Annotated in this window: 25 protein-coding genes; 4 read left to right on the top strand and 21 right to left on the bottom strand. The window is 71.9% G+C overall.

What is annotated here, in order from left to right; genetic code table 11:
• From uraH (ACX9MN_RS33210) to ACX9MN_RS33180, 7 genes are all read right to left on the bottom strand, one after another.
• A complete protein-coding gene (gene uraH / locus ACX9MN_RS33210) occupies nucleotides 1-354 on the bottom strand; it encodes a hydroxyisourate hydrolase (RefSeq protein WP_056527114.1) in 354 nt (117 codons plus the stop codon).
• A gap of 35 nt (nucleotides 355-389) precedes the next feature.
• Entirely contained in the window at nucleotides 390-944 is a 555-nt protein-coding gene (gene uraH, locus ACX9MN_RS33205) for a hydroxyisourate hydrolase (RefSeq protein ID WP_056527111.1), read from the bottom strand.
• A 25-nt stretch (nucleotides 945-969) separates the two neighbouring features.
• Nucleotides 970-2337 carry an MFS transporter gene (locus ACX9MN_RS33200; RefSeq protein WP_091682436.1) on the bottom strand — a complete coding sequence of 456 codons (1368 nt, stop codon included), beginning with the start codon at nucleotides 2335-2337 and terminating at the stop codon, nucleotides 970-972.
• Nucleotides 2338-2436: 99 nt separating this feature from the next.
• Nucleotides 2437-3174: an aspartate/glutamate racemase family protein gene (locus tag ACX9MN_RS33195; RefSeq protein ID WP_489726518.1), complete on the bottom strand. Its 738-nt coding sequence runs from the start codon at nucleotides 3172-3174 to the stop codon at nucleotides 2437-2439.
• A 193-nt stretch (nucleotides 3175-3367) separates the two neighbouring features.
• Complete coding sequence (locus tag ACX9MN_RS33190; protein ID WP_489726517.1) at nucleotides 3368-4864, bottom strand: NCS1 family nucleobase:cation symporter-1; 1497 nt, start codon at nucleotides 4862-4864, stop codon at nucleotides 3368-3370.
• Nucleotides 4865-5042: 178 nt separating this feature from the next.
• Nucleotides 5043-6206, bottom strand: a complete 1164-nt coding sequence (gene puuE, locus ACX9MN_RS33185; RefSeq protein WP_489726516.1) for an allantoinase PuuE — start codon at nucleotides 6204-6206, stop codon at nucleotides 5043-5045.
• A gap of 249 nt (nucleotides 6207-6455) precedes the next feature.
• Entirely contained in the window at nucleotides 6456-6878 is a 423-nt protein-coding gene (locus ACX9MN_RS33180) for a response regulator transcription factor (protein ID WP_489726515.1), read from the bottom strand.
• Nucleotides 6879-7287: 409 nt separating this feature from the next.
• Between ACX9MN_RS33180 and ACX9MN_RS33175 the strand changes: the two genes are divergently transcribed.
• The 3 genes from ACX9MN_RS33175 (at nucleotide 7288) to ACX9MN_RS33165 (ending at nucleotide 10492) form a co-directional block, all read left to right on the top strand.
• A complete protein-coding gene (locus tag ACX9MN_RS33175) occupies nucleotides 7288-8961 on the top strand; it encodes a methyl-accepting chemotaxis protein (RefSeq protein ID WP_489726514.1) in 1674 nt (557 codons plus the stop codon).
• Nucleotides 8962-9304: 343 nt separating this feature from the next.
• Nucleotides 9305-9643 carry an SPW repeat domain-containing protein gene (locus tag ACX9MN_RS33170; RefSeq protein WP_331298763.1) on the top strand — a complete coding sequence of 113 codons (339 nt, stop codon included), beginning with the start codon at nucleotides 9305-9307 and terminating at the stop codon, nucleotides 9641-9643.
• 156 nt (nucleotides 9644-9799) lie between these two features.
• The gene (locus ACX9MN_RS33165; protein WP_056527092.1) at nucleotides 9800-10492 is read left to right on the top strand and encodes a helix-turn-helix domain-containing protein; all 693 of its coding nucleotides are present in this window, start codon (nucleotides 9800-9802) and stop codon (nucleotides 10490-10492) included.
• A gap of 168 nt (nucleotides 10493-10660) precedes the next feature.
• Here ACX9MN_RS33165 and ACX9MN_RS33160 read toward each other — a convergent pair whose 3' ends face one another.
• On the bottom strand, nucleotides 10661-11563 hold the full coding sequence (locus ACX9MN_RS33160; RefSeq protein WP_020094457.1) for a LysR family transcriptional regulator: 903 nt from the start codon (nucleotides 11561-11563) through the stop codon (nucleotides 10661-10663).
• 167 nt (nucleotides 11564-11730) lie between these two features.
• The gene (locus ACX9MN_RS33155; RefSeq protein WP_100251682.1) at nucleotides 11731-12630 is read right to left on the bottom strand and encodes a LysR family transcriptional regulator; all 900 of its coding nucleotides are present in this window, start codon (nucleotides 12628-12630) and stop codon (nucleotides 11731-11733) included.
• Between the two features lie 89 nt (nucleotides 12631-12719).
• On the opposite strand from ACX9MN_RS33155, the gene ACX9MN_RS33150 reads away from it, so the two are divergent.
• Nucleotides 12720-13163, top strand: coding sequence for a PACE efflux transporter (locus ACX9MN_RS33150; protein WP_020094459.1), 444 nt, complete (start codon nucleotides 12720-12722; stop codon nucleotides 13161-13163).
• An 81-nt stretch (nucleotides 13164-13244) separates the two neighbouring features.
• On the opposite strand, the gene ACX9MN_RS33145 is transcribed toward ACX9MN_RS33150, so the two are convergent.
• The 12 genes from ACX9MN_RS33145 to ACX9MN_RS33090 form a co-directional block, all read right to left on the bottom strand.
• Nucleotides 13245-15086, bottom strand: a complete 1842-nt coding sequence (locus ACX9MN_RS33145; protein WP_489726513.1) for an ATP-binding response regulator — start codon at nucleotides 15084-15086, stop codon at nucleotides 13245-13247.
• Nucleotides 15083-15679, bottom strand: a complete 597-nt coding sequence (locus ACX9MN_RS33140) for a response regulator (protein WP_056527077.1) — start codon at nucleotides 15677-15679, stop codon at nucleotides 15083-15085. The genes ACX9MN_RS33145 and ACX9MN_RS33140 overlap by 4 nt, the downstream gene beginning before the upstream one ends.
• A gap of 665 nt (nucleotides 15680-16344) precedes the next feature.
• Nucleotides 16345-16743, bottom strand: coding sequence for a Rieske (2Fe-2S) protein (locus ACX9MN_RS33135; protein ID WP_489726512.1), 399 nt, complete (start codon nucleotides 16741-16743; stop codon nucleotides 16345-16347).
• The gene (locus tag ACX9MN_RS33130; protein ID WP_020094464.1) at nucleotides 16736-17440 is read right to left on the bottom strand and encodes an ABC transporter ATP-binding protein; all 705 of its coding nucleotides are present in this window, start codon (nucleotides 17438-17440) and stop codon (nucleotides 16736-16738) included. Before ACX9MN_RS33130 ends, ACX9MN_RS33135 begins: the two co-directional genes overlap by 8 nt.
• Nucleotides 17433-18251 carry an ABC transporter ATP-binding protein gene (locus ACX9MN_RS33125; protein WP_489726511.1) on the bottom strand — a complete coding sequence of 273 codons (819 nt, stop codon included), beginning with the start codon at nucleotides 18249-18251 and terminating at the stop codon, nucleotides 17433-17435. Before ACX9MN_RS33125 ends, ACX9MN_RS33130 begins: the two co-directional genes overlap by 8 nt.
• On the bottom strand, nucleotides 18248-19282 hold the full coding sequence (locus tag ACX9MN_RS33120; protein WP_489726510.1) for a branched-chain amino acid ABC transporter permease: 1035 nt from the start codon (nucleotides 19280-19282) through the stop codon (nucleotides 18248-18250). The genes ACX9MN_RS33125 and ACX9MN_RS33120 overlap by 4 nt, the downstream gene beginning before the upstream one ends.
• Nucleotides 19279-20151 carry a branched-chain amino acid ABC transporter permease gene (locus tag ACX9MN_RS33115; RefSeq protein WP_489726509.1) on the bottom strand — a complete coding sequence of 291 codons (873 nt, stop codon included), beginning with the start codon at nucleotides 20149-20151 and terminating at the stop codon, nucleotides 19279-19281. The genes ACX9MN_RS33120 and ACX9MN_RS33115 overlap by 4 nt, the downstream gene beginning before the upstream one ends.
• A gap of 83 nt (nucleotides 20152-20234) precedes the next feature.
• Nucleotides 20235-21383 carry an ABC transporter substrate-binding protein gene (locus ACX9MN_RS33110; protein WP_489726508.1) on the bottom strand — a complete coding sequence of 383 codons (1149 nt, stop codon included), beginning with the start codon at nucleotides 21381-21383 and terminating at the stop codon, nucleotides 20235-20237.
• A gap of 34 nt (nucleotides 21384-21417) precedes the next feature.
• On the bottom strand, nucleotides 21418-22617 hold the full coding sequence (locus ACX9MN_RS33105) for a xanthine dehydrogenase family Fe-S subunit (RefSeq protein ID WP_489726507.1): 1200 nt from the start codon (nucleotides 22615-22617) through the stop codon (nucleotides 21418-21420).
• A complete protein-coding gene (locus ACX9MN_RS33100) occupies nucleotides 22614-23486 on the bottom strand; it encodes an FAD binding domain-containing protein (RefSeq protein WP_489726506.1) in 873 nt (290 codons plus the stop codon). The genes ACX9MN_RS33105 and ACX9MN_RS33100 overlap by 4 nt, the downstream gene beginning before the upstream one ends.
• A complete protein-coding gene (locus ACX9MN_RS33095) occupies nucleotides 23483-25837 on the bottom strand; it encodes a xanthine dehydrogenase family protein molybdopterin-binding subunit (RefSeq protein ID WP_489726505.1) in 2355 nt (784 codons plus the stop codon). The genes ACX9MN_RS33100 and ACX9MN_RS33095 overlap by 4 nt, the downstream gene beginning before the upstream one ends.
• Nucleotides 25834-26703 carry an alpha/beta hydrolase gene (locus ACX9MN_RS33090; protein ID WP_489726504.1) on the bottom strand — a complete coding sequence of 290 codons (870 nt, stop codon included), beginning with the start codon at nucleotides 26701-26703 and terminating at the stop codon, nucleotides 25834-25836. The genes ACX9MN_RS33095 and ACX9MN_RS33090 overlap by 4 nt, the downstream gene beginning before the upstream one ends.
• Nucleotides 26704-26708 lie beyond the last annotated feature (5 nt).

Raw genomic sequence — 26708 nt, 5'->3', positions numbered from 1 at the left:
TCAGCTTCCGCGGTAGGTGGTGAAGCTCGACGGGGCGCACAGCATCGGCACGTGGTAGTGCTGCTTGGCGTCGGCGACGGCGAACCGCACGACCGGGTTGTCGATGAAGATGTCGGCCTCCGCGGTGCCGGCCCGGCCCTGGAAATAAGGGTCGACGAAGAATTCCAGCTGGTACTGGCCGGTCTCGGCCTTGTCGGCCGGGAGGATCGGCGCGTCGGTCCGGCCGTCGGCGTTGGTGACGACGCTCTTCACGAGCCGCCACTGGCCGTTCTCGAGGACGGAGAAGTCGATCCGGACCCCCGCGACGGGGCGGCCGCGATCGGTGTCGAGGACGTGTGTGGTGATGCCCGCCATGCCGGGTCTCCTTGTCGCGTCGGGGATCGGACGGGTCAGCTGCCGCGGTAGTAGGAATAGCCCCAGGGCGTGAACAGCACCGGCAGGTGGTGGCGCTGGCTCGCGTCGCGGATCCGGAACCGGATCGGCACGAGGCCGAGGAAGTTCGGGGTCGGGAGCTTCACGCCCAGGTTCGCGAAATACGCCTCGACGTGCAGCACCAGCTCGTAGCGGCCCGCCTTGAAAGCCTCGTCGACCAGGAGCGGCTCGGCGGTCCGGCCGTTCGGCGCGGTGGTGACCGTCCGGATCGGACGGTAGCCGGTGCCGTCGTGCATCGCGAGGTCGCAGACCATCCCGGCACCGGGCGTGCCGTGGAAATTGTCGATGGCGTGCAGGGTCAGCCGCGGCGAGAGGCCGGCCTGCGACACGGGCGCGGTGTTCAGCGTGCCGGGCTTGGTCGGGGAACCGGCCGGAGCATTGGCCGGAGCCGCCGCCGGAGCGGGCGTGCCCTGGGCCAGCGCCGGGCCCGCGGAGACCGCGGCCGCGGCGCCGAGCCCCGTCGCGACGAGGCCGCGCCGCGTCAGAGCGTGTCGTTCGGGTCCGTGTTCCAAGAAAGCCTCCCTCTCGTGCTGCGGTTCACGCCGGCTCGTGCGCCGCGCGGGCCCGGGCGCGCCGACCCATCTCCGGCGTCGCCGGCGGGACGAAGGCCAGGATCAGGACGAGCGCCGCGGCCTCGACGGCGGCGACCAGCCAGAGGCCGGTCGCGACCGAGCCGGTCTGCTCGCGCAGGTAACCCATCGCCGCCGGCGCTCCGAAGCCCGCGAGATTGGCCACCGAGTTGATGAGCGCGATGCCGGCCGCGGCCGCCGACCCGGCGAGGAAGCGGCCGGGGATCTGCCAGAAGACCGGGATCGCGCTCATCGTGCCGACGATCGCCACCCCGAGCATGAGCAGCGCGAGGACCGGCGCGCCCGCGATGAAGACGCCGGTGAGCGCGATGGCCAGTGCCCCGACGAAGGCCGGGACCCCGCAATGCAGCCGCGCCTCGCCGGTCCGGTCCGAGTGGCGGCCGTTCAGGATCATCCCGGCGCCGCCGCAGAGATAGGCCGCCGACATGATCCAGCCGACCGTCAGCGGGTCGGTGAAGCCGGCGTCGCGCACCACGCTCGGGCCGAAGAAGGTCAGGGCCGAGTTCGCCGTGACGATGCAGAAGAAGATCGCGATGCACTGCCAGACGCGCGCGTCCTTCAGCGAGGCGAGGATGCGGTGCTCGCGGTGGCCGAGGGCCGCGGCGTCGCGCGCGAGGTCGGCCTCGACCAGCGCCTTCTGCTCCGCCGTCAGCCAGCCGGCCTTGGCGGGCCGGTCCGTGAGGTAGAACAGCGTGACGATCCCGGCCAGGATCGACGGGATACCCTCGAGCAGGAACACCCACTGCCAGCCGGACCAGCCGTTGACGCCGTGCATCCCCGACATGATCGCGCCCGCGAGCGGCCCCCCGATGACGCCGGCCAGCGCCGAGGCCGACATGAACAGCCCGAACACCTTGGCCCGGCGCTCGCTCGGATACCAGTAGGTCAGGTACAAGATGACCCCTGGATAGAATCCGGCCTCGAAGACACCGAGCAGGAAGCGCAGGACGTAGAAGAACGCCGGCGTGGTCACGAACATCATCGCCACGCAGCAGAGCCCCCACAGCAGGGTGATCCGCGCGATCGTCTTCCGGGCGCCGATATGCTCCAGCAGCAGGTTGCTCGGCACCTCGCAGAGGAAGTAGCCGATGAAGAAGATCCCCGCGCCGATGCCGTAGACGGTCTCGCTGAACCGGAGCTCGGCCAGCATCTGCAGCTTGGCGAAGCCGATGTTGACCCGGTCGATCCAGGACAGGATCCACAGGACCATCAGGAATGGCAGCAGCCGCCACGTGATCCGGCGGTAGGCGTCGTCCAGGCGCGCGGGCGCCGCGAGGGCCGGCATGTCGGTCGCGTGGTGCGCCTGGATCGTCATGGCTGGCCCCACAGGGTTGCCCCATCCGGAACGGGGCGTTGGAATTCCGAGCGATGCAGGACGGCTGCCAGTCTCGCGCCGGCGGCCGCCCGCCCCGTCTCAGCCGATGGCTTCGCGCGGCGCGAGCAGCGTCGCGAGGGCGTGGCCGAGGCCGACATTGTCCGCGGCGACGGCGGGCGGGCGCCGGTAGGGCGCGGCCGCGGCGGCGACGACCGCCTTCACCCCCGACGTGACCGAGCACAGGACCGGGACCGGCACGTGCGGCTGCAGGCGGGCCGCGAGGCCGACCAGGGCGGCGCCGCCGAGGATCACCGCCTCGGCGCGATCCTCCTCGGCGCAGGCCCGGCAGGCGGCCGCGAGGTCGGACAGCTCCGCCTCCGGGTCCTTGGCGATCTCGCCGCCGGTGCGCGCGATCGTCCGGATGCCCGCGAGGCCGTCACCGACGCCGAGGCTCGCGACGCACTCGCGAAGCATGGGCTTCCACAGGGCCCCGCCGGTCACGATGGCGTAGCGCCCGGCGACCCGCTGGGCCTCGCGGCACGACGCTTCGAGCATCCCCACCACCGGGACCGGTGAGACCTCGCGCAGGGCCAGCAGCCCGGGATCGCCGAAGCAGGCGAGGAAGACCGCGTCGCAGTCCCGGCCGTGCTCCGCGAAGGCGTCGAGGGCGGCGTGGCCGGCGATGGCCAGGGCCGCCCGGCTGGCGATGTAGGCGGCGCCGAACCGCGCCGTGGCCGGGACGAAGGTCGCAGTCGCGCCCGCCATCGTCCCGACCTGCCCGGCCAGGAGGTCGGTCACAGACGTGCTGGTGTTCGGATTGAGCAGCAGGATCCGCATGGCGCCCTCGGGTGGCGGGAGCCGGCCGGATGGCCGGGCAGAGGCCCGCACGCAGCCGGCCGGGGATGGGGAGGTCGGGGGGCCCGGCGGCGCGGGTCAGGCCGCGCCGCCGGGCCGTTCGTGTCTCCGATCCGGACCGGGGCGGGTCCAGGTCCGGACGGGCTCAGGCAGGACGGCCTCAGGCAGGACAGCCTCAGGCAGGACGGGCCGCGCCCGCGGGGCGGCGCATGAGGGCGGTGTAGATCGCGAAGCCCAGGGCGCACCCGATGAACCACGTGAAGTTCGCCACGCCCTCCAGGCCCGGCAGGATCACGCAGAGCACGGGGATGAGGGCCGAGGGGATCATGGCGGTCACCGCGGCGCGGTTGTATCCGCCACTGTACCAGTACGTCCCGGCGGGGCTCATCGTGTAGAGGTCGTCGAGGACCACCTTCTGCTTCTTCACGAAGTAGAAGTCGGCGATCAGGATCCCGAACAGCGGGCCGATGAACGCGCCGAGGACGTCGAGCGTGTAGTGGATCACCGCGGGATTGTTGTAGAGATTCCAGGGCGTGATGAAGATCGAGCCGACGGCCGCGATCATCCCGCCCATGCGCCACGAGATCCGCCGCGGCGACACGTTCGAGAAGTCGAACGCGGGCGAGACGAAGTTCGCGACGATGTTGATCCCGATGGTCGCGGTCATGAAGGTGAAGGCGCCGAGCACGACCGCGAAGGTGCTGTCGATGCGGCTCACCGTCTCCACCGGGTCGGTGATCAGGTGGCCGAAGACCGGAACCGTCGCCGAGGCGGTGACGACCGTCAGGAGCGAGAACCCGAGGAAGTTCACCGGGAGACCCCAGAAGTTACCCTTCCTCACCGCCTCGAAGCTCGCGCCGTAGCGCGAGAAGTCGCCGAAGTTCAGCATCGGCCCGGAGAAGTAGGAGACCACGAGGGCGACGGCGTTGATCATCACCGGCAGGGCGTCCCAGCCGGTATACTTCACGGTGCTCAGGGTCAGCCCGATCTCGCCGATCCCGGCCTTGGCGACGAGGTACGCGGCGAGCGCGATCATCACCACGTAGACCGCCGGCCCCGCCCAGTCGATGAACACGCGGATCGCCTCCATGCCGCGCCAGAAGACCAGCGCCTGCAGGACCCAGAGCGTCATGAAGGCGGCCCAGCCCAGACCCGACAGGCCGGCGAAGCCGTACTGCTTGACGTCGGCGTAGACGGCGAGTTCGGGGTAGAAGCGGAGCGCCACCACCGTCAGCGCCGCCGAGGCGAGGTAGGTCTGGATGCCGTACCACGCGACCGCGATCAGCCCGCGGATGATCGCCGGGATGTTGGCGCCCTTGACCCCGAAGGAGGCGCGGCAGATCACCGGATAGGGCGTGCCGGTCTGCTGGCTCGGCTTGGCGACGAGGTTGCAGAAGATCTGGACGATCACGATGCCGACGAGCAGGGCGATCAGCACCTGCCAGCTCACGAGGCCCAGCGAGAACAGGGAGCCGGCGGTCACGTATCCGCCGACGCTGTGGACGTCAGACATCCAGAAGGCGAAGATGTTGTAGGTGCCCCAGGTCTGCTTGCGCAGCGGGGCCAGATCCTTGTTCACGAGATCCGGATCGTAGCTCGGCTTGATGACGACGGCTTCCCGTTCGTCCGACACGGCCGTGCTGATGCCGGCGGCCTCAACCTGTGCGTACATGGCGTTTCTCCCTGACTGGCGCAGCCCTGTTGCCGGGCTTTTTCCGTGACGCTGACGACCCGCTGGGACCGCCATGCAAAACCTGGAACTCTCCGTCTCCTGACTTCTGAAAACACGACCTGAATACAGATCACGACCGAGTTCGGACCTCGAAGTTCCGGTCGCGACGTCGACTTGTCTATCCCGCGACGACCGCCGCGAGGCGGGTCCGGAGGCCGCCCGCGTCGGCCGGGGCGCCCGCGGCCTCCGCGAGGAGCCGGGCCAGGCCGGACGGGTCGTCCGCCTCCGCGGGGAGTCCGGCCGCGTGGACCCGCTCCGCCATCGCCATGCCCGCCGCGGGCGACGCGTGGGCCAGCCCGGCGCAGACCGGGCCGAAGACCGCGCCGAACAGGGCGCGGCCCATGCAGGTCGGCCGGTAGCCGCCGCGCGGCGGGTGGGCCGCGATCCAGTGACGGGCGATGTCCAGCCGCGTGGTCACCCAGGCGTCGGGGTGATCGCCCACGTAGTCGAGGAACCGCTCCAGCGCGGCCATCCGCCCCGGACGCCCGACCAGGCGACAGTGCAGCCCCACCGACATGATGCCGCCCCGTCCCGCCTCGCCCTCGCGGTACAGGACGTCGAACGTGTCCTTGAGGTAGCCGAAGAACTGGTCGCCGTTGTTGAAGCCCTGGGCGGTGGCGAACCGCATGTCGTTGGCGTCGAGGGTGTAGGGGACGACGAGTTGCTGAAGCCCCCCGATCCGCAGCCAGTAGGGCAGGTCGTCGGCGTAGGAATCGGCGAGGTACAGGAATCCGCCCTCGGCGGCGCCGATGGCGAGCGTGTTCGCGGAGGTGCGCCCCTGGTACAGGCCGAGGGGCCTGCTGCCCGTCAGCGATGCCTGCAGCGCGACGGCGGCGTCGATATCGGCGCGCTCGGCCTCCGGGCTGTGGTCGCGGTAGTCGATCCAGCGCAGGCCGTGGCTGGCGATCTCCCAGCCGGACTCGACCATCGCGGCGACGGCCTCGGGGTTGCGCTGCATCGCCGAGGCGACGCCGAAGACCGTGACCGGGAGGTTGCGGCGCGTGAACGCGCGCCAGAGGCGCCAGAAGCCGGCGCGGGCGCCGTACTCGTAGATCGACTCCATGTTGGCGTGGCGCTTCCCCGGCCAGGGCAGGGCCCCGACGATCTCGGAGAGGAAGGCCTCGGACGCCGCGTCACCGTGGAGGATGCAGTTCTCGCCACCCTCCTCGTAGTTGATGACGCACTGGACGGCGACGCGCTTGCCCCCGGGCCAGGCCGGGTCCGGTCGATGCCGGCCGTATCCGACCATGTCGCGGGGATAGTCCTGGTCGAGGTCGAACATGGCGTGATCCCTCGTTCCGACGCGAGATAGACGCACGGCCGACCGTTGGTCCAATATCTTGTTCGGCTTGATTGATAGGTTGCGCGTTTAGATGGTGCGATCATTGATCTGAGTGTCGGAGCGCCGTCGGGCGGACCGCCACCGGCCTGTCGTCGATCCGGCGGAGCCTGCCCGTGCCGGGTCGACGACCTCACGCGCCGCCGCGTCGGCGGGCCGACGGTCGGGCGTCCCGGGCGGGCACCGCGGACCCTAACGGGCGCGGCTGGCGGGGATCGGGCCGGCGGCGAGCATGCCCATCAGGGCGTCGAACGCCAGCGGCTTCTCGACCAGGGGTATGCCGGCGGCGCGGGCGCGGCTCCGGATGCTCGGATCGGGGTGGCCGGTGATCAGGATCACGGGCACGCCGGCAGCGAGGTCCCGCAGCCGGCCCCACACCGCGAGCCCGTCCATCCCCGGCATGACGTGGTCCAGCAGGACGAAGGTCGGGTGCGGGCCGGGGAAGGCGGCCAGCAGCGCGCGTCCGTCGGCGAAGGTCTCCACCCGGTGGCCCTCGCTCTCCAGCAGGAAGCGGGTCGAGTGCAGGATGGCCGGGTCATCGTCCACGACGTAGATGAGGCTCGACGCGGCGGGCAGCGTGGCGTTCGCCGGGAGCGTGGCGTCCAGTGAGGTCATGGTGCCGAGATTAGGGGTGGTCCGCGGCGGCCGACCTTGACCTGCCTCAAGACCGGGACCGCGTCCGTGCTGGCCCCCCATCCCGAGACCGGCGACGTTCCTGCCCCGGTCGATCCCGGCTCCCGCGCCGCCCGCTGTGCGGCGATCCGACACGTTGGGCGGTGACGCTCCTGTCCGCCCCGGAGGCCCTTTCCGATTGATTCAGCTCCGATTCCTCATCTTGAAGTTGAATAACCGCCCTTGCACGCACGATATCGCGAGCTGGAGACCGAATGACAGACCCCGTAACGGGAAACTCTTCGGAATAAATCTTAATCAGTTTGCGTATATTTTACGCAACCCGATCATGACTGCTCAGCCTGGCTGACGCGTTCGCAGCCCTGGGTTCCGTCGCCTGGACATCCGCCTCATGAAAATGACCATCAAACTGCGACTCGTCTCGCTGCTCGGCGGACTCGGCTTGGTGCTGCTCGCCACGGCGGCGCTCGGAAATCTCTCGCTCCACTGGAGCCATCAGAGCCTGAAGACCGTCTTCGATGACCGCGTCGTCTGTCTCCGGCAGTTCAGCATCATCCGCGACGCCTACGATGACCTGCTCGACGCCTCGCGCCAGCTGCGAAGCAGGCAGATCGAGCCGGCAGAGGCCAAGGACAAGATCGAGCGCGATCTGTCGAAGCTCCACAAGGAGTGGTCGGCCTATCTGGCGACCTACCTGACCCCGGAGGAGGAGGCCCTCGCCAAGGAGCTGCAGGTGCGCGTCGATCGGAACGACGCCATCGCGGCCGAGATCCTCAAGCGCGTCACAGCCGGCGCGGCCTCGGATTTCGAGGCCACCCACACGGACCTGCTGAAGAGCATGCAGGCCACCAACGCCACGCTGAGCAAGCTGACCGCGTTGCAGGTCCGGGAAGCCGAGGCGGAGTTCCGGCGCTCGGAGACGATTGCCGGCTGGTCGCGCCTCGCGCTCCTGGCCGCGCTCGCGCTCGCCGCGCTCAGCATCGCCTACGGCGTGTACGTGATCGTCGTACAGATCACGCGCCCGCTGGGCAGCCTCGTGGGCGTCCTGCAGCGGATGGCCCGCGGCGCGGTCGACGCCGAGATCCGCGAGGCCACCCGCGGCGACGAGATCGGGGCCGTCGGCCAGGCCGTCGAGGGCATCAAGACCATGGTCGCCCGCAAGGCCGCCGAGGAGGCCGAGGTCCGGCGCCGCGCCGACGCGACCGCCGCCGCCGAGCGGAAGCGCACCATGGTCGAGCTCGCCGACGGCTTCGAGCGCGCCGTCGGCGGCATCGTCGGCCTGGTCTCGTCCTCGGCCACCGAGCTCCAGGCCACCGCCCAGCAGATGACCGCCACCGCCCAGGAGACCGCATCCCAGTCGACCACCGTGGCCGCCGCCGCCGAGGAGGCCTCGACCAACGTCAACACGGTGGCGGCCGCCGCCGAGGAGCTCGGCTCCTCCGTGCAGGAGATCGGCCGGCAGGTGACCGGCTCGGCCCACCTCGCCCAGGCCGCGGTCGGCGAGGCCGACCAGACCGCCCACCTCGTCCAAGCGCTCAGCCAGAACGCCGCGCGGATCGGCGACATGGTCGGGATGATCTCCGGCATCGCCGGCCAGACCAACCTTCTGGCCCTCAACGCCACCATCGAGGCGGCCCGCGCCGGCGCGGCCGGGCGGGGCTTCGCGGTGGTGGCCTCCGAGGTGAAGGCGCTGGCCGAGCAGGCCGCCAAGGCGACCGAGGAGATCGCGCGCCAGATCGGCGAGGTCCAGGGTGTGACCGCGCAGGCGGTGACGGCGATCGGCGGGATCACGGGCCGCATCCGGGAGATCGACAGCGTGGCGACGTCGATCGCGGCGGCCGTCGAGGAGCAGGGCGCGGCGACCCAGGAGATCGTGCGCAACGTGGCCCAGGCCTCGGCGGGGACGAACGAAGTGACGGGCAACATCGCCGGCGTGGCGCAGGCCTCGGAGGAGACGGGGGCTGCGGCCTCGCAGGTCCTGTCGGCGGCCTCGGAGCTGTCGCGGCAATCCGAGCATCTCGGCGCCGAGGTCGCCCGCTTCCTCGCCACCGTCCGCGCCGCCTGAGGTCGCCACGCCCGAGATCCGCGTCCGCCCGGTCCGACGGGAGGACGCGGATCTCGCCGACGCGCGCGTCCCGTCGGCGACGACAATCTCGAGAATCGAGTCTGCCACCCACAGCGCGCAGCAAATCCGCGGCGCGCCAAGCTTGCCGGATCCCGACACGCGGGCAAGGCCGCGATCGACTTGAGCCAGATCAATGACCGGCCGCACGGATACCGGATGCTCGGGCCGTGAAAGATGGCAGGTCGTCTGTCGCTCAGGGCTCGGGTGCCCGGACATCGGGCCGCCGATGCCGTCAGCCCGCGCGGGGAATCCGGTGAGAACGATCGAGAACCGAACGGCGGACATGGTCCCGAACGCGCTCAACATGCTCCTGGGCGTCGCGCTCCTCCTCGCACCGTGGTACTTGAATCTGGGCTACGAGACGGCCGCCGCGCGCAACGCCTTCGTGACCGGGGGCGCTATCACCGTGGTCGCACTCCTGGCCCTCGGCGTGACCTGCGCCTGGGAGGAATACCTCAACGTCGCCCTCGGGTTCTGGGCGGCCATGGCGCCCTGGGTTCTCGGCTTCGCCGAAGCGACGGCACCCGTGTGGGTGCACGGCCTGACCGGGCTCGCCGTGGCCGCCCTGGCCGCGTACGCGCTGTGGCGGCTCTTCGTGTCGCCCCAGGCGCGCTCCGTCTGAGCCGCGCCCGTCGCCGCCGCGGCCGCGGGCATCCGGCCGGCACACGCGACTAAGGGATTGCCCTTAAGGGGCGCGCCTTAAGGCTCCGACCGGAATTTCTCCGCCTCCCGCCCGCTGCCAATCTCGTCCCGACCGACGCAGGCGAGGAGCGCAGCGATGAGCACCGAGTTCACGGCACGGACAGCACCGGAGGGGCCCGCAGCCCGTCCCGCTCCCGTCCCGGAGATCGAGGGGAGCACCCTGTTCGCGGGATGCCCCGACGTCGTCGGGACACCGTTCTCCTACGCCCGCGAGGAGGAGATCTACGGAGAGGGCGAGGAGGCCGAGTTCGTCTACAAAGTCCTCAGCGGCGCGGTGCGCACCCACAGGGTCCTGAGCGACGGGCGCCGCCAGATCACGGGCTTCCACCTGCCCGGCGACCTGTTCGGGCTCGGGCAGGGCGAGACCAATCGCCAGACCGCCGAGGCCCTCACCAGCACCAAGGTGCTGATCTTCAAGCGGCGACAGGTCGAGCGCGCCGCGACCGGGCGGGCCGAGGTCGCCTGCCGACTCTGGAGCATGGCCACGAGCGACCTGCGACATGCGCAGGACCTGGCGCTCCTGCTCGGACGGCGCTCGGCCCAGGAGCGGGTCGCTGCCTTCCTGCTGGAAGTCGATGACCGCCTCGGCTCCGCCGGCACCTTCGCGCTGCCGATGACCCGCCGCGACATCGCCGACTACCTCGGCCTGACCATCGAGACCGTATCGCGCACCCTCTCGCAGCTGGAGGAGGACGGGGTGTTGCGACGCGACGGCGGCCGACAGGTGTGCCTGCATCGGACCCGGCTGCGCCGGCTCGTCGAGGATTGAGACAGGCGCCGCGGACGCCACCGGGAACGCCGCTGCGGGCTACCGCGTGGTTTCGCGTTGGCTTTCGGGGTGGCTTCGGGGTGGCTTCGGGGTGGCGCCTGCGCGCAGGACGCTGCCTCGGAGACGGTCGCGGACGGCGCCGGCGAGCGGGTGCGGAGACGAAGGGCGTCACCGCCTCTGGAAGCGCGCGATCAAGCCCGGGGCCTCCTCGCGGATCAGCCCGAGAAAATTGTCGATCACCGGGTTCCGGCGCTGATGATGCAGCGCGTAGACGTCCGCCGACAGGAACGGCGGCTTGATCGGCAGGACGACGACGTCCGGATGCCTCGGTCGGCCGACGAATTCTGGGATGATGGCGAGACCGAAGCCCGCCGCGACCAGGTTGATCAGCGACGAGGCCTCGCGGACCTGCTGCGAGATGCTCGGCGTGAACCCGCGCGCGATGCAGGCTTGGTAGATATCCGCCGCGAAGCGCGAGCTCTCGAGGCCGAGCGAGATCAGCGGCTCGCTGCGGAAGACGTCGATCGCGACACTGCGACCGGCGGCGAGGGTGTGCTCGCGCGGCACGGCCACGCAGAGCCGCTCCGGCCACGCCAGGTGGGCGACGAGATCCGGATCCTCGGGGGGGCTGCGGAGGAAGCTGAGATCCGTCCGGTTCGCCTTGAGGGCCGCGATCTGGTCGGCCGGCGCCATCTCGTGGATGCGCACGTCCACCGCCCGGAAGCGCTGCTCGAAGGCCCGGATCAGGCAACCGGCCGGCCCCGCGAGGACGGAACTCGTCATGCCGATGTTGAGGATGCCGGCCGTTCCGGTGCCGATCGTCCGCGCCCGGTCGACGGCATCGGCGACCTGCGCGAGGACCGCCCGCGCGTTCCCGAGGAAATCCTCGCCCGCCGCGGTCAGGACGACGCGCCGGCTCGAGCGCTCGAACAGGTTGACGCCGATCTCCACCTCAAGATCGCGGATCTGCTGGCTCAGCGGCGGCTGCGACACGCCCAGGCTCTGGGCGGCGGCGGTGAAGCTGAGATGCTCCGCCACCGCGGCGAAGTAGCGAAGATGCCGGAGTTCCATGGGCCGACCCATAGGAATTTCGAATGGATAGAAGCACGGAAGGTCTTTTGCGTCTAGACTCGCGGGGTGGACGTCCTCGACGGCCGGGATCTCGCCGGCCCGTCAGGACCGTCGACAGCGGCGTGTCGCCGAGGCGGGGCCCGGCAGGCGTCCGTCCCGCACCGCGCTCAGGTCCCGCCCGGGTGGATCCCGACGCGCTCCGCGGCGAAACGCTCGCGGAGCCAGGCCGCGGCGGGGCCGCAGGGCCGCTGCTTGTGCCAGACCAGTTCCAGGGCGATCGGCCAGTCGCCCTCATCGAACTGGAGGTCGGGCGTTACGAGGTACGGCGCCGTGAGGGACGCGGCGATGACGTGGTCGGTGACGAAGGCCCAGCCGATCCCGTGCTTCACCATCTCCAGGATGACCCAGTGGCTCTCCACCCACCACACCTCGGCGGCGACCCGCAGACGGCGCTTCTCCGCCCCGTCGCCGCGGGCGGCCACGAGGATCTGGCGGTGGCGCTTCAGCTCCTCCCACGCCACCCGCTCCTTCGCGAGCGGGTGATCGCGGCCGCAGACCAGCTTGAGCGGCACCCAGCCGATGGTCCGGAACCCGAGCTCCGTCGGGAGCCCCTCCTGGCGCCACATCACGCCCAGGTCGGCGGCGCCCGACTGGACCATGCGGCTGACATCCTCCATCAGCGGGAAGAGCAGCTCGAGCTCCACGAAGGGGAAGCGCTGGGCGAAGCTGGCGAAGAGGGCGCCGAGGGCGTGCTCGGGGTAGAGCTCGTCGATGGCGACCACCAGCCGGTTCTCGACGCCCTGCTCCAGGCTGCTCGCCACACCGATCAGGTGCTCCCGCCGGTCGAGCACCACGCGCGCCTCCAGCAGCAGCCGCTCGCCCGCCGGGGTCAGCACCGGGTTCCGGCCCGCGCGGCTGAACAGCGCCAGCCCCAGATCCGTCTCGAGGTTGGCCACCTGCGTGCTGACGGCCGACTGCGCCTTCCGCAGCACCCGCGCCGCGCCCGAGAACGACCCGGCCTCGGCCGCCGCTACGAAAGCCTGGAGCTGGTCGAGCGAGACCGCCATCTATCTGTTTATCCGATACTTCCTAACTTGTGGATCGCCTTATCGCAGATAGAGAGCGGCCGACCAATCCGCCTCTCGAGAGCGAGACTATGCGCACCACCCGCGACCGCATTCGCCACGCCATCCTGTTCGAGGTGATCGGGCTGCTCCTCATCGTCCCGCTCGGGACCGCGGCCTTCGGCCTGCACGCCGCCGACATGGGCGTGATCGGAATCGGCAGCGCCCTCGTCGCGACGAGCTGGAACTACGTCTACAATCTCGGCTTCGACCGGACGATGCAGCGGCTCGCCGGGCACACGCGCAAGAGCCTCGTCCTGCGGGTCGCCCACGCGGTGCTGTTCGAGGCGGGGCTGCTCCTGATCCTGCTGCCGCCGATCGCGTGGTATCTCGGCATCGGCCTCGTGGAGGCCTTCTTCATGGATCTGGCGATCGCGGCCTTCTACGTGGCCTACGCCTTCGTGTTCAATCTCGCCTACGATCGAACCTTCCCGCTCCCGAGCTGGACCGAGGCTGCCGCCGAGCCGTCCCGCTGACGCTCGCGCTAGCCGCGCGGCGAGGCCGCGACGGCGGCGCGGCGGGCGTTCGAGGGTCCGCGGCGCCGCGTGAGGCGCCCGCTATCCCTCCGCGCGGACGAGATCCTTCGTCTCCGGTCCGCGCCGAACCTCCGCGCCCAAGGGACCGACGGGTGGCCGGCCCGGCGGGATCAGCGCGGCGAGCGCCTTCTGGAGAAGGTCGGGCCGGACCGGCTTGTGAATCAGAGGGACCCCGCTGTCCAAGGCCTCCCGCATGCGGACGGGCGCGGTGTCGCCGGTGATGAGGATCGCCGGGATCGGCCGTCCCCAATGCTGCCGCAGCGTCGCGATGGCTTCGGCGCCGGTCTGGCCCCTGCGCAGGCGGTAGTCGCAGATCAGCGCGTCCGGCGGCGGCCCCTGCGGCGGCCGTTCGGTGACGTCAGTCGGGTCCTCGAAGGCCCAGCACAGGCAACCCCAGCCGGATAGGAGCGCCACCATCGCGTCGCGGACGATGGCATCGTCGTCGACGATCAGGATGCGGGCGCCGACCAGGCCGCCGCTCTCCGCGATGGCGGCCGCGGGCGCGTCGTCGAGCCTGGCGTCCCGCCCGGCATCGAGCGTCCGGGGGACGAGGATGCGGAAGACGCTGCCGCTCCCCACCTTCGACGAGAGGGAGAGCGGGTGATCGAGCGAGGCGGCGATCCCGCGCGCGATCGCGAGTCCCAGCCCCAGACCCTTGTGACGATCGCGCTCCGGATTCCCGAGCTGGTAGAACTCCCGGAAGATGTCCTCGCGCTTGTCGACCGGGATGCCGATCCCGGTGTCGTAGACTTCGATCGACACGCCCGCGCGCCGGCGCCGGCAGCCGATGAGGACGCCGCCGCGCTCGGTGTACCGGATGGCGTTGAGGACGAGATTGCGCAGGACCAGCTCCAGCAGGGCCGGGTCCGAGACGATCGCCAGGTCCGTCTGGGGCGTCCGATAGATCAGGCGCTTGGCGTCGGCCAGCGGCGCCAGCTCGTTCTCGATCTTGTCGAGGAGCGGCTGGAGCTCGAAGGCGTGGGGCCGCGGCGTGATGACTCCGGCCTCCAGGCGCGAGAAGTCCAGAAGCGTGTTGAGCATGTCGGTCGACGCGACGTTCGCGGTCTGGGCGTTCTGCAGGATCCGCCGCTGCGGCGCGGCGAGATCCGTCTGGCTCAGCGCCTGGAGGAAGAGGCCCTGGGCGTGGACCGGCTGGCGCAGGTCGTGGCTGGCCGCCGCGAGGAACTGCGACTTCGCGGTGTTGGCGTGCTCGGCGTCGCGGCGGGCCCGGTGCGCCGCGGCGGTCTCCGCGCGCAGCTGCTCCACGAGGGCCGCGTTCTCGAAGCGGAGCTCGATCGATTCCCGCACGCGGCGGCTGGCGAGCACGACCTGACCGTACTGCCCGACCACGAAGAGGATCGAGCAGATTGCCAGGGCGCGGTAGGGCGCGCCGCCGAGCGACCAGAGGGTTCCCGCGGCCAGGACGGCGACGGGCACGACGAGGGCGAGGTAGAGGTGCCGCCGCGGCGCCAGGAGCGAGACGCCGTTGCTGCAGGTCGCGCCCAGCAGCGACATGGTCAGGATGCTCACCGCCGGGACCTGGAGCGGCAGCGCGATCCAGATCAGCGATCCCAGGATCGCGCCCTCGACGATCTTGCTCAGGAAGATGACCCGTTCGACCCGGCGGGCGCGGTCGGGCTCGCCGATCGCGGCGCGGACACGACGCGCGTAGGCGGCCGCCCCGAACCGCTCGACGAGGAACGCGCCGTACCAGCTCAGCAGGACGACGTGGGGCACCAGGCTCCACAGCACGGCCAGCATGAGCGTCGAGACGAGGAAACCGACGGCGACCGACTGCGTGACGCCGTCCAGGACGAGGCGCAACTGCTCGGCCGCGATCCGCTCCTCCTGCGACGGGCTCATCGGATCAGGCCGAACTGCTGCGCCTTGAACACCGCCTCGGCGCGCCGGGTCACCCCCAGGACCGACAGCAGACCCTGCACGTGGCCGCGGACCGTGTGTTCCGACAGACCGAGATTGCGTCCGATCATCTTGTTGGACAATCCGCGCCCGACGAGGGTCAGCACCTCGGCCTGCCGCGGCGTGAGCGTCGGGCAGAGGGCGCCCCCGACCCGCGGGACCGCGGACGACCGGGCGAGCATCTCGCGCAGGACCGTCATCATCCGCTCGGGGCGGTCGGTCTTGGACAGGAACGCGCAGGCGCCCTGCGCCAGCGCCGTGCTGACGGTATCGGGCAGATCCAGGCCGGACACGACGACGATCCGGGCGGCCGGCCAGCGTTGCTGGAGCAGGCCCATCCCCTCGAGCCCGCCGATGCCCGGCAACTGGATGTCGAGGAGGACGATCGTCGGGACGACGGCCACGATGGCGAGCGCCTCGTGCAGCGATGGGCTGTCGAGAACCGGGATCTCATCGAACGCCGTCGACAGCATCGAGACGATGCCGGACCGGAACAGCGCGTGGTCATCGATGATGAGGATTGCTTCCTGCGCCATGCGGATCCTGTCTAGAGCAACCGCACAGGCGCCGTCACGGGTCATGGACCAGTCCATGTGGACTGGTCCACGAAGCCATCCCGATCGGCTAAGCCACGGGTCGAGGAATTCGATCGCGCGCGCCCGGACATGCAGCTGGAGACCACGCGGACGGGATCGGATGCTGGGCGAGGGCGTCCGCCATCCCGCGCGGCCCGCGCTTCACACCGCTGCCGTCGCGGCGACGGTCCGGTGATCGCGGGCGGTGACGTCCGTCGGACCGCGCGCGCGGCCCTCCCAAGTCGACTCGAGGGAAGTCCATGGTTCATCGCCGTCAGAGACGAGGCATCGGCCGGACCGCGTCCGATCCGACGTTCGACGCGAAGGGTCCCCTGATCGTGCGGTGGATCGGTGCCGCGGCCCGCAAGCGCGGCCGGGCGGCCGACCGGGAAGCTCCGCCCGCTCCGGCCCCGGACAACGTGACGAGGCTGTCCTGGGCCGACACCTTCGGACGGGCGATCAGCGCCGATCCTCAGCGGCCGGAGGGACCCGCGACCGTCCTCGCGATGCGTCCCCGCGCGAGCAGGCGCGCGTGCGGGCCGTTCGTCCGCGCGAGACAGACGGTGAGCGCCGCGATCCCGACCTCGCTGCCGTAGAGCGAGACGGATCGGCTGATCTCGGTCGCTCTACCGTCGGATCTCCGGGCCGGCCGGGAATCCGCGGCCGCCCGGCGGCGCGGTGTCCGGCGCGAGAAGGCCGGAGCCGGTCCTGAGCCAGAGCCCGTCCGGCGCCGCCTCAACCGCGGACAGGCGCAGGGCCCGGAACGACCAGCCCGGCGAGACGGCACCGTCCTGGAGGTCGAACGAGGCCTGGTGCCGGGGGCAGTGCAGCCGGCCCGCGACGCAGCGGCCGAGTGCGAGGTCGGCCCCCTCGTGCGGGCAGGCGCGCTCGGCGGCCACGATCCGCGCGCCGTCCCGGACGAGGAGCAGGCGGCGGCCGCCCGCGGTGACGGGGAGCAGGTCCCGGTCGCCGAGAAGGTCGACCGGGCCGAGGCGGATCCGGCCCGGCAGATCCCGCTCAGCCACCGAGATAGGCGTCCCGCACGTGGGGATCTGCGATGAGGTCCTGCCCGCGCCCCTCGAGGACGATGCGGCCGGTCTCGAGGAGGTAGGCGTAGTCGCAGAGTTCGAGGGCCGCGAAGGCGTTCTGCTCGACGAGGAGCACGGTCGTGCCGGCGTCGCGGATCGCGCCGATCACCGCGAACATCCGCTCGACGATGTTGGGGGCGAGCCCTAGGGACGGCTCGTCGAACAGCACGAGCTTCGGGCGCCCCATCAGCGCGCGGCCGATCGCCAGCATCTGCTGCTCGCCGCCCGACAGCGTGCCGGCCGCCTGGTCGCGGCGCTCCGCGAGGCGCGGGAACTCCCCGTAGATGCGCGCCAGGTCCGCCGCGACCGCCGCCCGGTCGCGGCGCAGGTAGGCGCCCATGGCGAGGTTCTCGGCGACCGTCATCTGCGGGAAGACGCGCCGGCCCTCCGGGCAATGGGCGATACCCGCCGCCAAAATCCGGCGGGGCTCCGCCCCCGCGATGTCCCGGCCGGCGAACCGGATCGCGCCGGAGCGCGGCGGGACGAGGCCGGAGATCGCCCGGAGCGTCGTGGACTTGCCGGCGCCGTTGGCGCCGACGAGGGCGACGAGCTGGCCCTCGCGCACGTCGATCGTGAGCCCCTTCAGAGCCGTGACGTGGCCGTAGCCGCAGACGAGGTCGCGGATCTCAAGCATGGACCGCCTCCTGCGCGGCAGCTGCGGCGGCCTGCCGGGCGGCGCTGCCCTGGCCGAGATAGGCCTCGATCACCGCCGGGTCGCTGCGGATCCGGTCCGGCGGCCCCTCGGCGATCAGGCGCCCGTAGTTGAGGACGACGATGCGGTCGGAGACCTCCATCACCATCGGCATGTCGTGCTCGACGAGCAGGATGGTGACGCCGCGCTCCCGGATTTGCCGGATCAGGCGCACGAAGACCCGCGTCTCGGAGGCGTTCATCCCCGAGACCGGCTCGTCGAGGAGCAGCATGGCGGGCTCGGTGGCGAGCGCCAGCGCCACGCCGACGAGGCGCTGCTCCCCGTAGGCGAGGGCGCCGGCCTTCTCCTGCGCCCGTCCGGCGAGCCCGACCCAGTCGAGGAGCGCCGCGGCCCGGGCGCGCAGCTGTATCTCGCCGGCCCCCGCGCGGCCGAGGAGCGCGTCCAGAACGGGCGCGCGGCCCGCCGCGGCGCCCATCTGGTGCAGGCCGATCATCACGTTGTCGAACACCGTGTCGTCCGGGAAGACGCTGGTGCGCTGGAAGGTGCGGGCGAGGCCGAGCCGCGTGATCGCGTGCGGCGGCAGGCCCTTCAGGGACGTGCCGCGGAAGCGGACCGCGCCCTGGCTGGGCTTGAGGAAGCCCGTCATCACGTTGAAGGCCGTCGTCTTGCCGGCCCCGTTCGGGCCGATCAGGCTGACGATCTCGCCGGCCCGGACGTCGAAATGCAGGTCCGCGATGGCGACGAGGCCCCCGAAGCGGACGCCGACATGCTCGACGGAGAGGATCGCGCTCATCGCTGCACCGCCGGATTGGCCTCGAGGACGGACGCGGCCGGGGCCGGGCGGCGGCCCAGCAGCGCCGCCAGTCCCGGCACGATGCCCCGCGGCATCACGAACAGGATCACGATCAGCACGAGGCCGTAGACGATCCACTGCGCCTCCGGCGCCATGACCGGGCGGAGCGCCACCGGCAGCAGGCCGAAGATCAGGCCGCCGACGACCGGGCCCAGCAGGGTGCCCTTGCCGCCCGCCACCACCATGATGACCATGGTGACCGTGGTGGCGAACAGGAACACGTCGGGATCGATGATCCGCAGGTAATGGGCGTAGAGGCTGCCGGCCGCGCCGGCCATGGCGGCCGAGATCACCGCCGCCACCGTCAGCGTGCGCGTGGCGTTGATGCCGACCGAGAGCGCCAGCGGCTCGTTCTCCTTGAGGCCCCGCATCGCCCGGCCGAAGCGCCCGCCGACCAAGCGGGCGATCACGGCGTAGCAGAGCGTCCCCACGGCCAGCACGAGGTAGTAGTTCTGGAGCTTGGTCTTGAGGGTCCACATCCCGAGGCCCGGCAGGCCGAGGGTGATGGCGGGGATGTTGGTGAGCGCCAGCGGCCCCTGCGTCAGCTCCACCCAGTTGAGCGCCACGAGCCGCACGACCTCGGCGAACGAGATCGTCACGATCACGAAGTAGGCGCCCCGCACCCGGAAGGAGAGCCGCCCGATCAGGTAGCCGCAAGCGCCCGCCGCCGCCGTCGCCAGCAGGAGGCCGACCACCGCCGGCCAGGGCTCGTGGACCGCCCGGATGCCGAAGCCGAGATCCACGTCGAAGCCGAGGCTGGTCAGCGCGCTGACGTAGGCGCCGATCCCGAAGAACGCGATGTGGCCGAGGCTGAGCTGCCCGGTGAAGCCGAGGAGCAGGTTCAGGCTCATGGCGCCGATCGTCAGGATGCCGGTCACGATCAGCGCGTTGAGGAGGTAGGGGTTGGCGCCGAGCCCCAGGGGCAGGGCGACGAGGCCGGCGAGCAGGGCGAGGGGGAGGAGCCGGTTCATCCGACGCGCTCCGCCTTCGCGAACAGCCCGGTGGGCCTGCAGAGCAGGACCGCGATGATGATCAGGAAGCCCATCGCGTCCCGGTAGCCGGAGGAGACGTAGCCGGCGCCCAGCTCCTCGGCGAGCGCCAGGATGAAGCCGCCGATCGCCGCGCCGGTGACGTTGCCGAGCCCGCCCAGGATGACGATGGCGAAGGCCTTGAGCTCGGCGAGGCCGCCCATCTGCGGGAACACCACGTAGACCGGGCCGAGGAGCGCGCCGGCGGCCGCGGCGAGCGACGAGCCGAGCGCGAAGGTCGCGGTGTAGATCCGGCGGACGTCGACGCCCATCAGCGCCGCCGTGTCGGAATCCTGGAACGCGGCGCGCATGGCGAGACCGAGCTTGGTCCGGTTGATCAGCGCGTAGGTGAGGGCGATCAGCGTCAGCGCCGCCCCGAGCACGAACAGCCGCAGCCACGACACCGAGACCGGGCCGACCTGGAGCGGCGCCTCGGGAAAGGGCGCGGGGATCGCCTTGGCGACGCCGCCGAAAGTCCAGAGCGTGCCCGATTGCAGGACGATGCCGGCGCCGATCATCACCAGCATGGTGGTGTCGATGTCCGAGCCTCGGAACGGGCGCAGCAGCAGCAACTCGATCGTGGCCCCGAGCAGGAGCCCGCCGAGGATTGCCACAGGAAGCGCCAGGAAGAAGTTCAGTCCCAGCGCGGCGACCGCGAGGTACATGACGTAGGCGCCGACCGTGTAGAGCGCGCCGTGGGTGAAGTTCACGACGTTCATGATCCCGAAGATCAGCGTCAGGCCGATCCCCAGCAGCGCGTAGGTGCCGCCGAGGATGAGGGCGTTGACGAGGTGCTGGATCAGTTCGTTCACGGGCGGCCTCCGAGGGTGCGCCCCGGCCCGGGGGCCGGCGGACGGGCGAGGGGGCCGGCATCAGAGCGCCGACCCAGGGGCGCTCACAGCGCCGGCACGATCACCGTCCCGTTCTTGATCTCGATGAGGTAGACGTCGGGCTTGCTCTGGCCGCTCTCCTTCCCGGCGGGGCCGGCCTTGGCGAAGCGGATCGGCCCGTTGAGCCCGACGAAGTCGACCGACCAGAAGGCCTTGGTGATCGCGGACGGATCGGCCGAACCCGCCTTCTCGATGGCGTGGGCGATCGCGCGGATGCCGTCGTAGCCGCGGAAGCTCTCGGTGACGCCGGCGAAGTCGAAGCCGCGCTTCTTCCACGCGGCGATGAAGGCCTCGGTAGCCTTCGGGTCCGGCGTCTTGTCGGGCGACCAGGGCAGGAAGGTCGTCAGGTGCATCGTGCCGTCGGCGGCCGCGCCGGCCTGGGCGATGATCTGGTCCGGGTTCTGGGATCCGCCGGTGGTGATGACCCGCTTCTTCAGGCCGAGCGCCGCCATCTGCTTGAACAGCAGCACGAGCTGATCGACCGAGCTCGTGATCATGATCGTGTCGGAATCCGACGCCTTCAGCTTGGCGAGCTGGGCGCTCATGTCCTGCGCGCCCTGGTCCATGGTCTCGACGAGGCCGACCGTCACGCCCTTGTCCTTGAGCATCTTGCCGAAATCGGTCGCGGCGCCGCGGCCGAAATCGTTGTTGAGGACGAGGAAGTCGACCTTCTTCAGCCCGAGGCGGCCGACCATGGGCGCGAAGGTCTCGGCCTCGAGCGACGAGGGCGGCGAGATCCGGAACACGTAGGGGTTGCCGGAGGTCGTGATCTTGCCGGACGAGGAGGTCTCGACCAGCATCGGCGTCTCGTAATCCGCGAGCTTGGGCATCACAGCCAGCGTCAGGCTGGAGCCCCAGGCGCCCATCATCACCGGGGTCTTATCGCTGGTGATCAGCTTCTCGGCGACCGCGGCGGCCTCGGTCGGGTTGCTCTTGTTGTCCTCGATCACGAGTTCGAGCTTCTTCCCGAGGACGCCGCCCTTGGCGTTGATCTCGTCGGCGGCGATCTTGGCGCCGTTGACCACGTAGGTGCCCGAGGCCGCGAACGGCCCGGTCAGCGGCTCGTTGACGCCGATGCGGATCGCCTCCGCCCGTGCGCCGGTGGCCGTCAGCGCCAGCAGGATCGCGGTCGTGAGGGTGAACCTGCCTAGCATTCGCGTGTCTCCGGTGCGTTGGGGCGGGATGGGATCAGGCGCGGCCGAACCACGCGGCGAGGCGCGCGCGGGCGAGGCCGAGGAGCAGGCGGAGCGGGTTGAGGCCGGCGGGCGCCGGCGCCGCGACGCCCGAGAGCCGGGCATCGAGGTTGCCGGTGAACTCCGCGGCGATGCGGCCGGCGAGGTCGCGCACGAGGCCGGGCCGGCCGAACTGCGCGAGCGGCCCGGTCAGGGTGTAGCCGACGTCGAGTTCGACCCGGGCGGTGCCGGGCGTCGGCCCGGCCTCGACCCGGTAGCGGATCCGGCCCTCGGTGGCCGAGCGACCGCCCGCGTCGGTGCCGGCCCCGTGGACCGCGCCGGTCCGCGCGGCCTCGTCGCGTTCGAGGTGGGCGCGGCCGCGGAACGTCGCGGCGATCGGCCCGATCCGCACCTGCAGGCCGCCCTCGACCGTGTCGGGGGTGGGCCGCGCCGTCAGCACCGCGCCCGGCAGGCAGGCGGCGACCGCCGCGAGGTCGCCCAGCAGGGCGAAGACGGCCTCCGGCGGGTGGGGGAGGTCGAGCACCTGCGTGAAGCCGTGGGCCGGGGTGAACGCGTCGGACAGGTCCGCGACGCCCGCGGGCGCTGCCGGGGCGATCCGATCCGCCGGCGGTTCCAGGGGCGCGAAAGCCGCGTCGCCGATCCGGGCGCCGACCGGGCCGAGCGGCCGCGCCGCACCGGTCTCCGGGGAAATGCCGCGCCCGCGCCTTTCCGCGATCACCGCCATCACGGCCCGGACGATGCCGGCATAGCCGGTGCAGCGGCACAGGTTGCCCGACAGGCCGACGCGGATCCGCCGCTCGTCGGCCTCGGGCAGCCGCAGGACCAGGTCGCGGGCGGCCACCAGCATCCCGGGCGTGCAGTAGCCGCACTGGAGCGCGTGCTCGCGGTTGAAGGCGGCCCGCAACTCGCCCGCGATCGCGTCCGCGTCGAGGCCCTCGATCGTCGTGACCGCGGCGCCCGCGCAGGCCCCCGCGTAGGTGAGGCAGGCGCGGGCCGGCTCGCCGTCGAGCAGGACCGTGCAGGCGCCGCAGACGCCGTGCTCGCAGCCGAGATGCGTGCCGGTGAGGTCGAGCCCGTCGCGCAGCACGTCGCCGAGGTGGCTGCGCGGCTCGGCCGCGACCCGCACGGCCCGGCCGTTCACCGTCAGCGCCAGGGCCATGCGGGACGGCCCGGGTTCGACCAGCGCGGCGCTCATGCGGCCTCCGGAAGGGTGTCGGATCGGGGATCGGGCGCAGCCGCCGCGGCCACCGCGCGGCTCAGGACGGTGACGTGGATGTGCCGCTCGACCGCGTCGGCCATCCCGGCCTCCCGCAGCGCGAGGTCGGCGGCCCGAAGGTCGAAGCGCGCGGCGAAGTCGGCGCCGATGCGGCCGCCGAAGAGCGGGCGGGCATCGGCCAGGAGCACGGGCGGCCCCTCGACCGCGCCGATCACGGCCCGGCCCCGGCCCGCGCCGGGCTCGAGGCGCACGGCCCCGATGGCGTGGGCGAACTCGCCGATCTTCGCGCAGTGCTTGACGTAGCCCCAGGCCGCGCCCGCCGGCAGCGCCGGGACGCGCACCGCGACCAGGATCTCGTCCGCGCCGAGCGCCACTTCGAGGGCGGCGGTGACGAAGCGCTCCACCGGCAGGGTGCGGCGGCCGTTGCGCCCCGCGATCTCGACCTCGGCGCCGAGGGCGGTCAGGGCGCTCACCCAGTCGGCGGCCGGGTCGGCGTGGACGAGGCTGCCGCCGATCGTGCCGCGGTTGCGCACCGGCCGGTAGGCTATGGCGGCCGCGACCCGCCGCAGCGCGCCGCCGGTGAGGTCCGGGACGCGCCCGTCCTCGATATCGGCGTGGGTCACGCAGGCCCCGAGGACGAGCGTGTCGCCCTCGACCCGCGCGTCCCGGAGTTCGGGGATGCCGGTGATGTCGAGGATCAGGGTGGGCTCGACGAGGCGCAGGTTCAGCATCGGCCCGAGGGACTGGCCGCCCGCGATCAGCTTCACGCCCGCGGGGGCTTCGGCGAGGCGTGCCAGCAGCGCGGGCAGGCTGTCGGGGCGCTCCCAGGCGAAGGCGGCGGGCTTCATGCGGCCTCCCGCGCGGTCTCGGCGGGATCACGGGCGGCGAGCACCGCCTCCACGATCCGCCGGGGGGTGAGGGGCGAGTGCAGCAGCTCGACGCCCAGCGGCGCGAGGGCGTCGTTAACGGCGTTGGCGAGCGCCGCCGGCGGCGCGATCGCGCCGCCCTCGCCGATGCCCTTCTGGCCGAAGCGCGTGTAGGGCGAGGGCGTCTCCATGTGGTCGATGCGCGCCATCGGCACGTCGGCGGCGCCGGGCAGGAGGTAGTCGGCCAACGTCGAGGCCAGGGGCTGGCCGCGGGCGTCGAAGCGCATCTCCTCGAACAGGGCCGTGCCGATCCCCTGGGCGAGGCCGCCGTAGATCTGGCCGTCGACCACCAGGGGGTTCACCAGCGTGCCGCCGTCCTCGACGATGACGTAATCGAGGATCTCGACCGCCCCGAGATCGGGATCGACCGCCACCACGGCCGCGTGCGCCGCGTACGAGAAGGTGCCGGAATCGCGCACCGGCTTGTAGCCGGCGGTGACCTCGAGCCCGCCGGGATCGGTGTCGGGCGCGAGGTCCTGCGGGCGGCGGTACCAGGTGCGGGCGATCGCCTCGAGCGGGACATCGCCCGTGGGGCCGACGACGTGGCCACCTTCGAACCGGCATTCCTCGGGTCGCGCCTGAAGCAGATGGGCGCCGATCCGCACGGCCCGGGCCCGCAGTTCCTCGCAGGCCGCCGCGACCGCGCCGCCGGCCATCACCATCACGCGGGAGCCCCAGGAGCCGGTGGAGTAGGGGGTCATGGCGGTGTCGCCGTGGACGAGGCGGGTGCGCGCCACCGGGACGCCCAGGATCTCGTGGGCGACCTGGGCCAGCGTCGTCTCCAGGCCCTGGCCGTGGGAATGGGCGCCGATCCGCAATTCCAGGCCGCCGTCCGGGGTCAGGCGGGCGCTCGCCTGCTCGTGGCCGGGGACCATCGGGATGCCCCAGCCGGAATAGACCGAGGTGCCGTGCGCGGCCTGCTCGCAGTAGATCGCGAGGCCGAGGCCGATGCGGCGCCCGTCCGCCTCGCCCTCACGCTGGCGGGCGCGGACCGCCGCCACGTCGACGGCCTTCAGCGCGCGGGCGAGCGCCTCCGGGTAGTCGCCGCTGTCGAAGTGCTTCTTCGTGATGTTCTCGAACGGCATCTGCCCGGGCCGCACGAGGTTCTTCTCGCGCACGGTCTCGGGCGCGACCCCCGCCGCGCGGGCGACGGCGTCGAGCACCAGTTCCAAGGCGAAGCAGACGCCGGTGCGCGCGACGCCCCGGTAGGGCAGGATCGGGCACTTGTTGGTCGCCACCGACCACGTGCGGCAGCGATAGGCCGGGAAGTCGTAGGGGCCGGGGAGGATGCTGGCGACCTGCGCGGCCTCCAGGCAGGCCGAGAACGGGTAGGCCGAGTAGGCGCCGGAATCGACAGTGGCCTCGCAGTCGATGCCGCGCAGCGTCCCGTCCCGCTCCGCGTAGGCCGTGATGCGGTAATGGTGCTCGCGGCAATTGGCGTTGGCGGTCAGGTGCTCGCGCCGGTCCTCCAGCCAGCGGACCGGGTGGCCGCAGCGGAGCGCGAGCCACGCCAGCGCCACGTCCTCGGCAAGCAGGATCGCCTTGTAGCCGAACCCGCCGCCGACATCCGGCGACACGATGCGGATGCGCCCCTGCTCGATCCCGAGGCACTCCGAGAGGCCGTTGCGCACGATGTGCGGCATCTGGCTCGCGGTGTGGACCACGAGCTGGTCGAGGCGGTGATCGAGCTGCACCACGGTGCCGCGGCCCTCGATCGGCGCCATGCACTGGCGCCCCGTCGAGATGGTACGGCTGACCTTGACCGGCGCGTCGAGGGCGCCCTCGATGCCGACGTCGACCAGGGTCTCCAGGAAGACGTTGTCGCCCCAGTGCTCGTGGACGAGGGCGGAGCCCGGCTCGCGCGCGGCCAGCATGTCGTGGACGGCCGGCAGCTCCTCCAGGTCGAGGACGACGGCGGCGGCGATGTCCTCGGCCTCCGCGCGGGTCGGGGCGACGCACATCGCCACCAATTCGCCGACCTGCCGGACCTTGCCGGTGGCGAGCACCGGCTGCTCGGACACCTTGAAGCCGGGCAGCCCCGAGACCGCCCGGATCGGCAGCACGCCGTCGAGGTCGGCGGCGGTGAAGACGCGGTCGCGGTAGGCCTCCGGCACGTGGATGGCGCGGATCCGGGCATGGGCGAGCGGGCTGCGCACGAAGGCGACGTCCTGCATCCCCGGCAGCCGGAGGTCGCCGACATACTGGCCGCGCCCGCGCATCAGGCGCTCGTCCTCCTTGCGGGGCAGCGGAGCCCCGACGCCCTCGCGGCTCATCGGGCGCCTCCGAGAACATCCTGGGCGGCGCGGACCAGCAGGCCGTCGGGCCGGCGGAATTCATTGAGGATCGAGAAGTGGTCGGCGCCCGGAACCGGCAGCAGGGCGCCCGGCGCGTGGGCGGCGCCGCGCAGAGCGTGGAGGTTGCGCGCGTCGCGGACGAGGGCGGGCAGCTCCCGGCTGCCGTAGGCGATCGTCATGCGCTTGGGCACGACGGGCAGGCGCAGGGGCGACAGCGTCCCGATCTCGTCCTCGGTCAGCCCGAGCTTCTCGTTCAGGTAGGTCTCGCGGATCGGCGCGAGGTCGTAGACGCCGGAGATCGCCAAACCCGCGGACACGGCGGGATGCCCGAGATGGAGCGCGGCGAGCTGCGCCCCCGCGGACCAGCCGGCGAGGACGATCGGGCCGCCGATCCCGCGCGCCGCCCCGTGCGCGGCGAGCCAGTCGAGGGCGGCCCCGATCTCGGCGACGATGCCGGTGAGGCTCGCCTCGGGCGCCAGGGTGTAGCCCGGCATCGCCACCGACCAGCCGGCGGCGTTCAGACCCTCCGCGAAGCAGGCGAAGTCGGCCCGGGCGTTGCGCTGCCAGTAGCCGCCGTGGACGAAGACGAGGCACGGGGCCCGCGCGTCCGCTGCCGGGTAGAGATCGAAGGCGGTGCGGTCCCCCGCGGCATACGGGATGTCGAGCCCGGCCGGGTGCGCCGCGCGGTAGGTCGCGGAGGCCGCGTTGCGGGCCGCGACCTGCGCGGCGCTGTCGGGCACGCCCGCGTTGTTGTCGTAGCAGGCACCCCGGGCCGCGAAGTCCAGGCTGTCCCAGCGGCGGCGCGGGTCCGGCGGGGTCGGGTCGTCGAGGACGAAGGCGGGCATCGGCG

The sequence above is a fragment of the Methylobacterium sp. 1A genome, from assembly GCF_058072805.1.
The sequence above is the reverse complement of the archived record's forward strand: the minus strand, read 5'-3'. Positions and strand labels throughout refer to the sequence as shown.

What these genes read in the sequence shown, in the direction of transcription:
- uraH (WP_056527114.1), bottom strand. Translation starts at nt 354, where the DNA reads ATGGCGGGCATCACCACACACGTCCTCGACACCGATCGCGGCCGCCCC.
- ACX9MN_RS33200 (WP_091682436.1), bottom strand. Translation starts at nt 2,337, where the DNA reads ATGACGATCCAGGCGCACCACGCGACCGACATGCCGGCCCTCGCGGCG.
- ACX9MN_RS33195 (WP_489726518.1), bottom strand. Translation starts at nt 3,174, where the DNA reads ATGCGGATCCTGCTGCTCAATCCGAACACCAGCACGTCTGTGACCGAC.
- ACX9MN_RS33190 (WP_489726517.1), bottom strand. Translation starts at nt 4,864, where the DNA reads ATGTACGCACAGGTTGAGGCCGCCGGCATCAGCACGGCCGTGTCGGAC.
- puuE (WP_489726516.1), bottom strand. Translation starts at nt 6,206, where the DNA reads ATGTTCGACCTCGACCAGGACTATCCCCGCGACATGGTCGGATACGGC.
- ACX9MN_RS33180 (WP_489726515.1), bottom strand. Translation starts at nt 6,878, where the DNA reads ATGACCTCACTGGACGCCACGCTCCCGGCGAACGCCACGCTGCCCGCC.
- ACX9MN_RS33175 (WP_489726514.1), top strand. Translation starts at nt 7,288, where the DNA reads ATGAAAATGACCATCAAACTGCGACTCGTCTCGCTGCTCGGCGGACTC.
- ACX9MN_RS33170 (WP_331298763.1), top strand. Translation starts at nt 9,305, where the DNA reads ATGGTCCCGAACGCGCTCAACATGCTCCTGGGCGTCGCGCTCCTCCTC.
- ACX9MN_RS33165 (WP_056527092.1), top strand. Translation starts at nt 9,800, where the DNA reads ATGAGCACCGAGTTCACGGCACGGACAGCACCGGAGGGGCCCGCAGCC.
- ACX9MN_RS33160 (WP_020094457.1), bottom strand. Translation starts at nt 11,563, where the DNA reads ATGGAACTCCGGCATCTTCGCTACTTCGCCGCGGTGGCGGAGCATCTC.
- ACX9MN_RS33155 (WP_100251682.1), bottom strand. Translation starts at nt 12,630, where the DNA reads ATGGCGGTCTCGCTCGACCAGCTCCAGGCTTTCGTAGCGGCGGCCGAG.
- ACX9MN_RS33150 (WP_020094459.1), top strand. Translation starts at nt 12,720, where the DNA reads ATGCGCACCACCCGCGACCGCATTCGCCACGCCATCCTGTTCGAGGTG.
- ACX9MN_RS33145 (WP_489726513.1), bottom strand. Translation starts at nt 15,086, where the DNA reads ATGAGCCCGTCGCAGGAGGAGCGGATCGCGGCCGAGCAGTTGCGCCTC.
- ACX9MN_RS33140 (WP_056527077.1), bottom strand. Translation starts at nt 15,679, where the DNA reads ATGGCGCAGGAAGCAATCCTCATCATCGATGACCACGCGCTGTTCCGG.
- ACX9MN_RS33130 (WP_020094464.1), bottom strand. Translation starts at nt 17,440, where the DNA reads ATGCTTGAGATCCGCGACCTCGTCTGCGGCTACGGCCACGTCACGGCT.
- ACX9MN_RS33125 (WP_489726511.1), bottom strand. Translation starts at nt 18,251, where the DNA reads ATGAGCGCGATCCTCTCCGTCGAGCATGTCGGCGTCCGCTTCGGGGGC.
- ACX9MN_RS33120 (WP_489726510.1), bottom strand. Translation starts at nt 19,282, where the DNA reads ATGAACCGGCTCCTCCCCCTCGCCCTGCTCGCCGGCCTCGTCGCCCTG.
- ACX9MN_RS33110 (WP_489726508.1), bottom strand. Translation starts at nt 21,383, where the DNA reads ATGCTAGGCAGGTTCACCCTCACGACCGCGATCCTGCTGGCGCTGACG.
- ACX9MN_RS33105 (WP_489726507.1), bottom strand. Translation starts at nt 22,617, where the DNA reads ATGAGCGCCGCGCTGGTCGAACCCGGGCCGTCCCGCATGGCCCTGGCG.
- ACX9MN_RS33100 (WP_489726506.1), bottom strand. Translation starts at nt 23,486, where the DNA reads ATGAAGCCCGCCGCCTTCGCCTGGGAGCGCCCCGACAGCCTGCCCGCG.
- ACX9MN_RS33095 (WP_489726505.1), bottom strand. Translation starts at nt 25,837, where the DNA reads ATGAGCCGCGAGGGCGTCGGGGCTCCGCTGCCCCGCAAGGAGGACGAG.
- ACX9MN_RS33090 (WP_489726504.1), bottom strand. Translation starts at nt 26,703, where the DNA reads ATGCCCGCCTTCGTCCTCGACGACCCGACCCCGCCGGACCCGCGCCGC.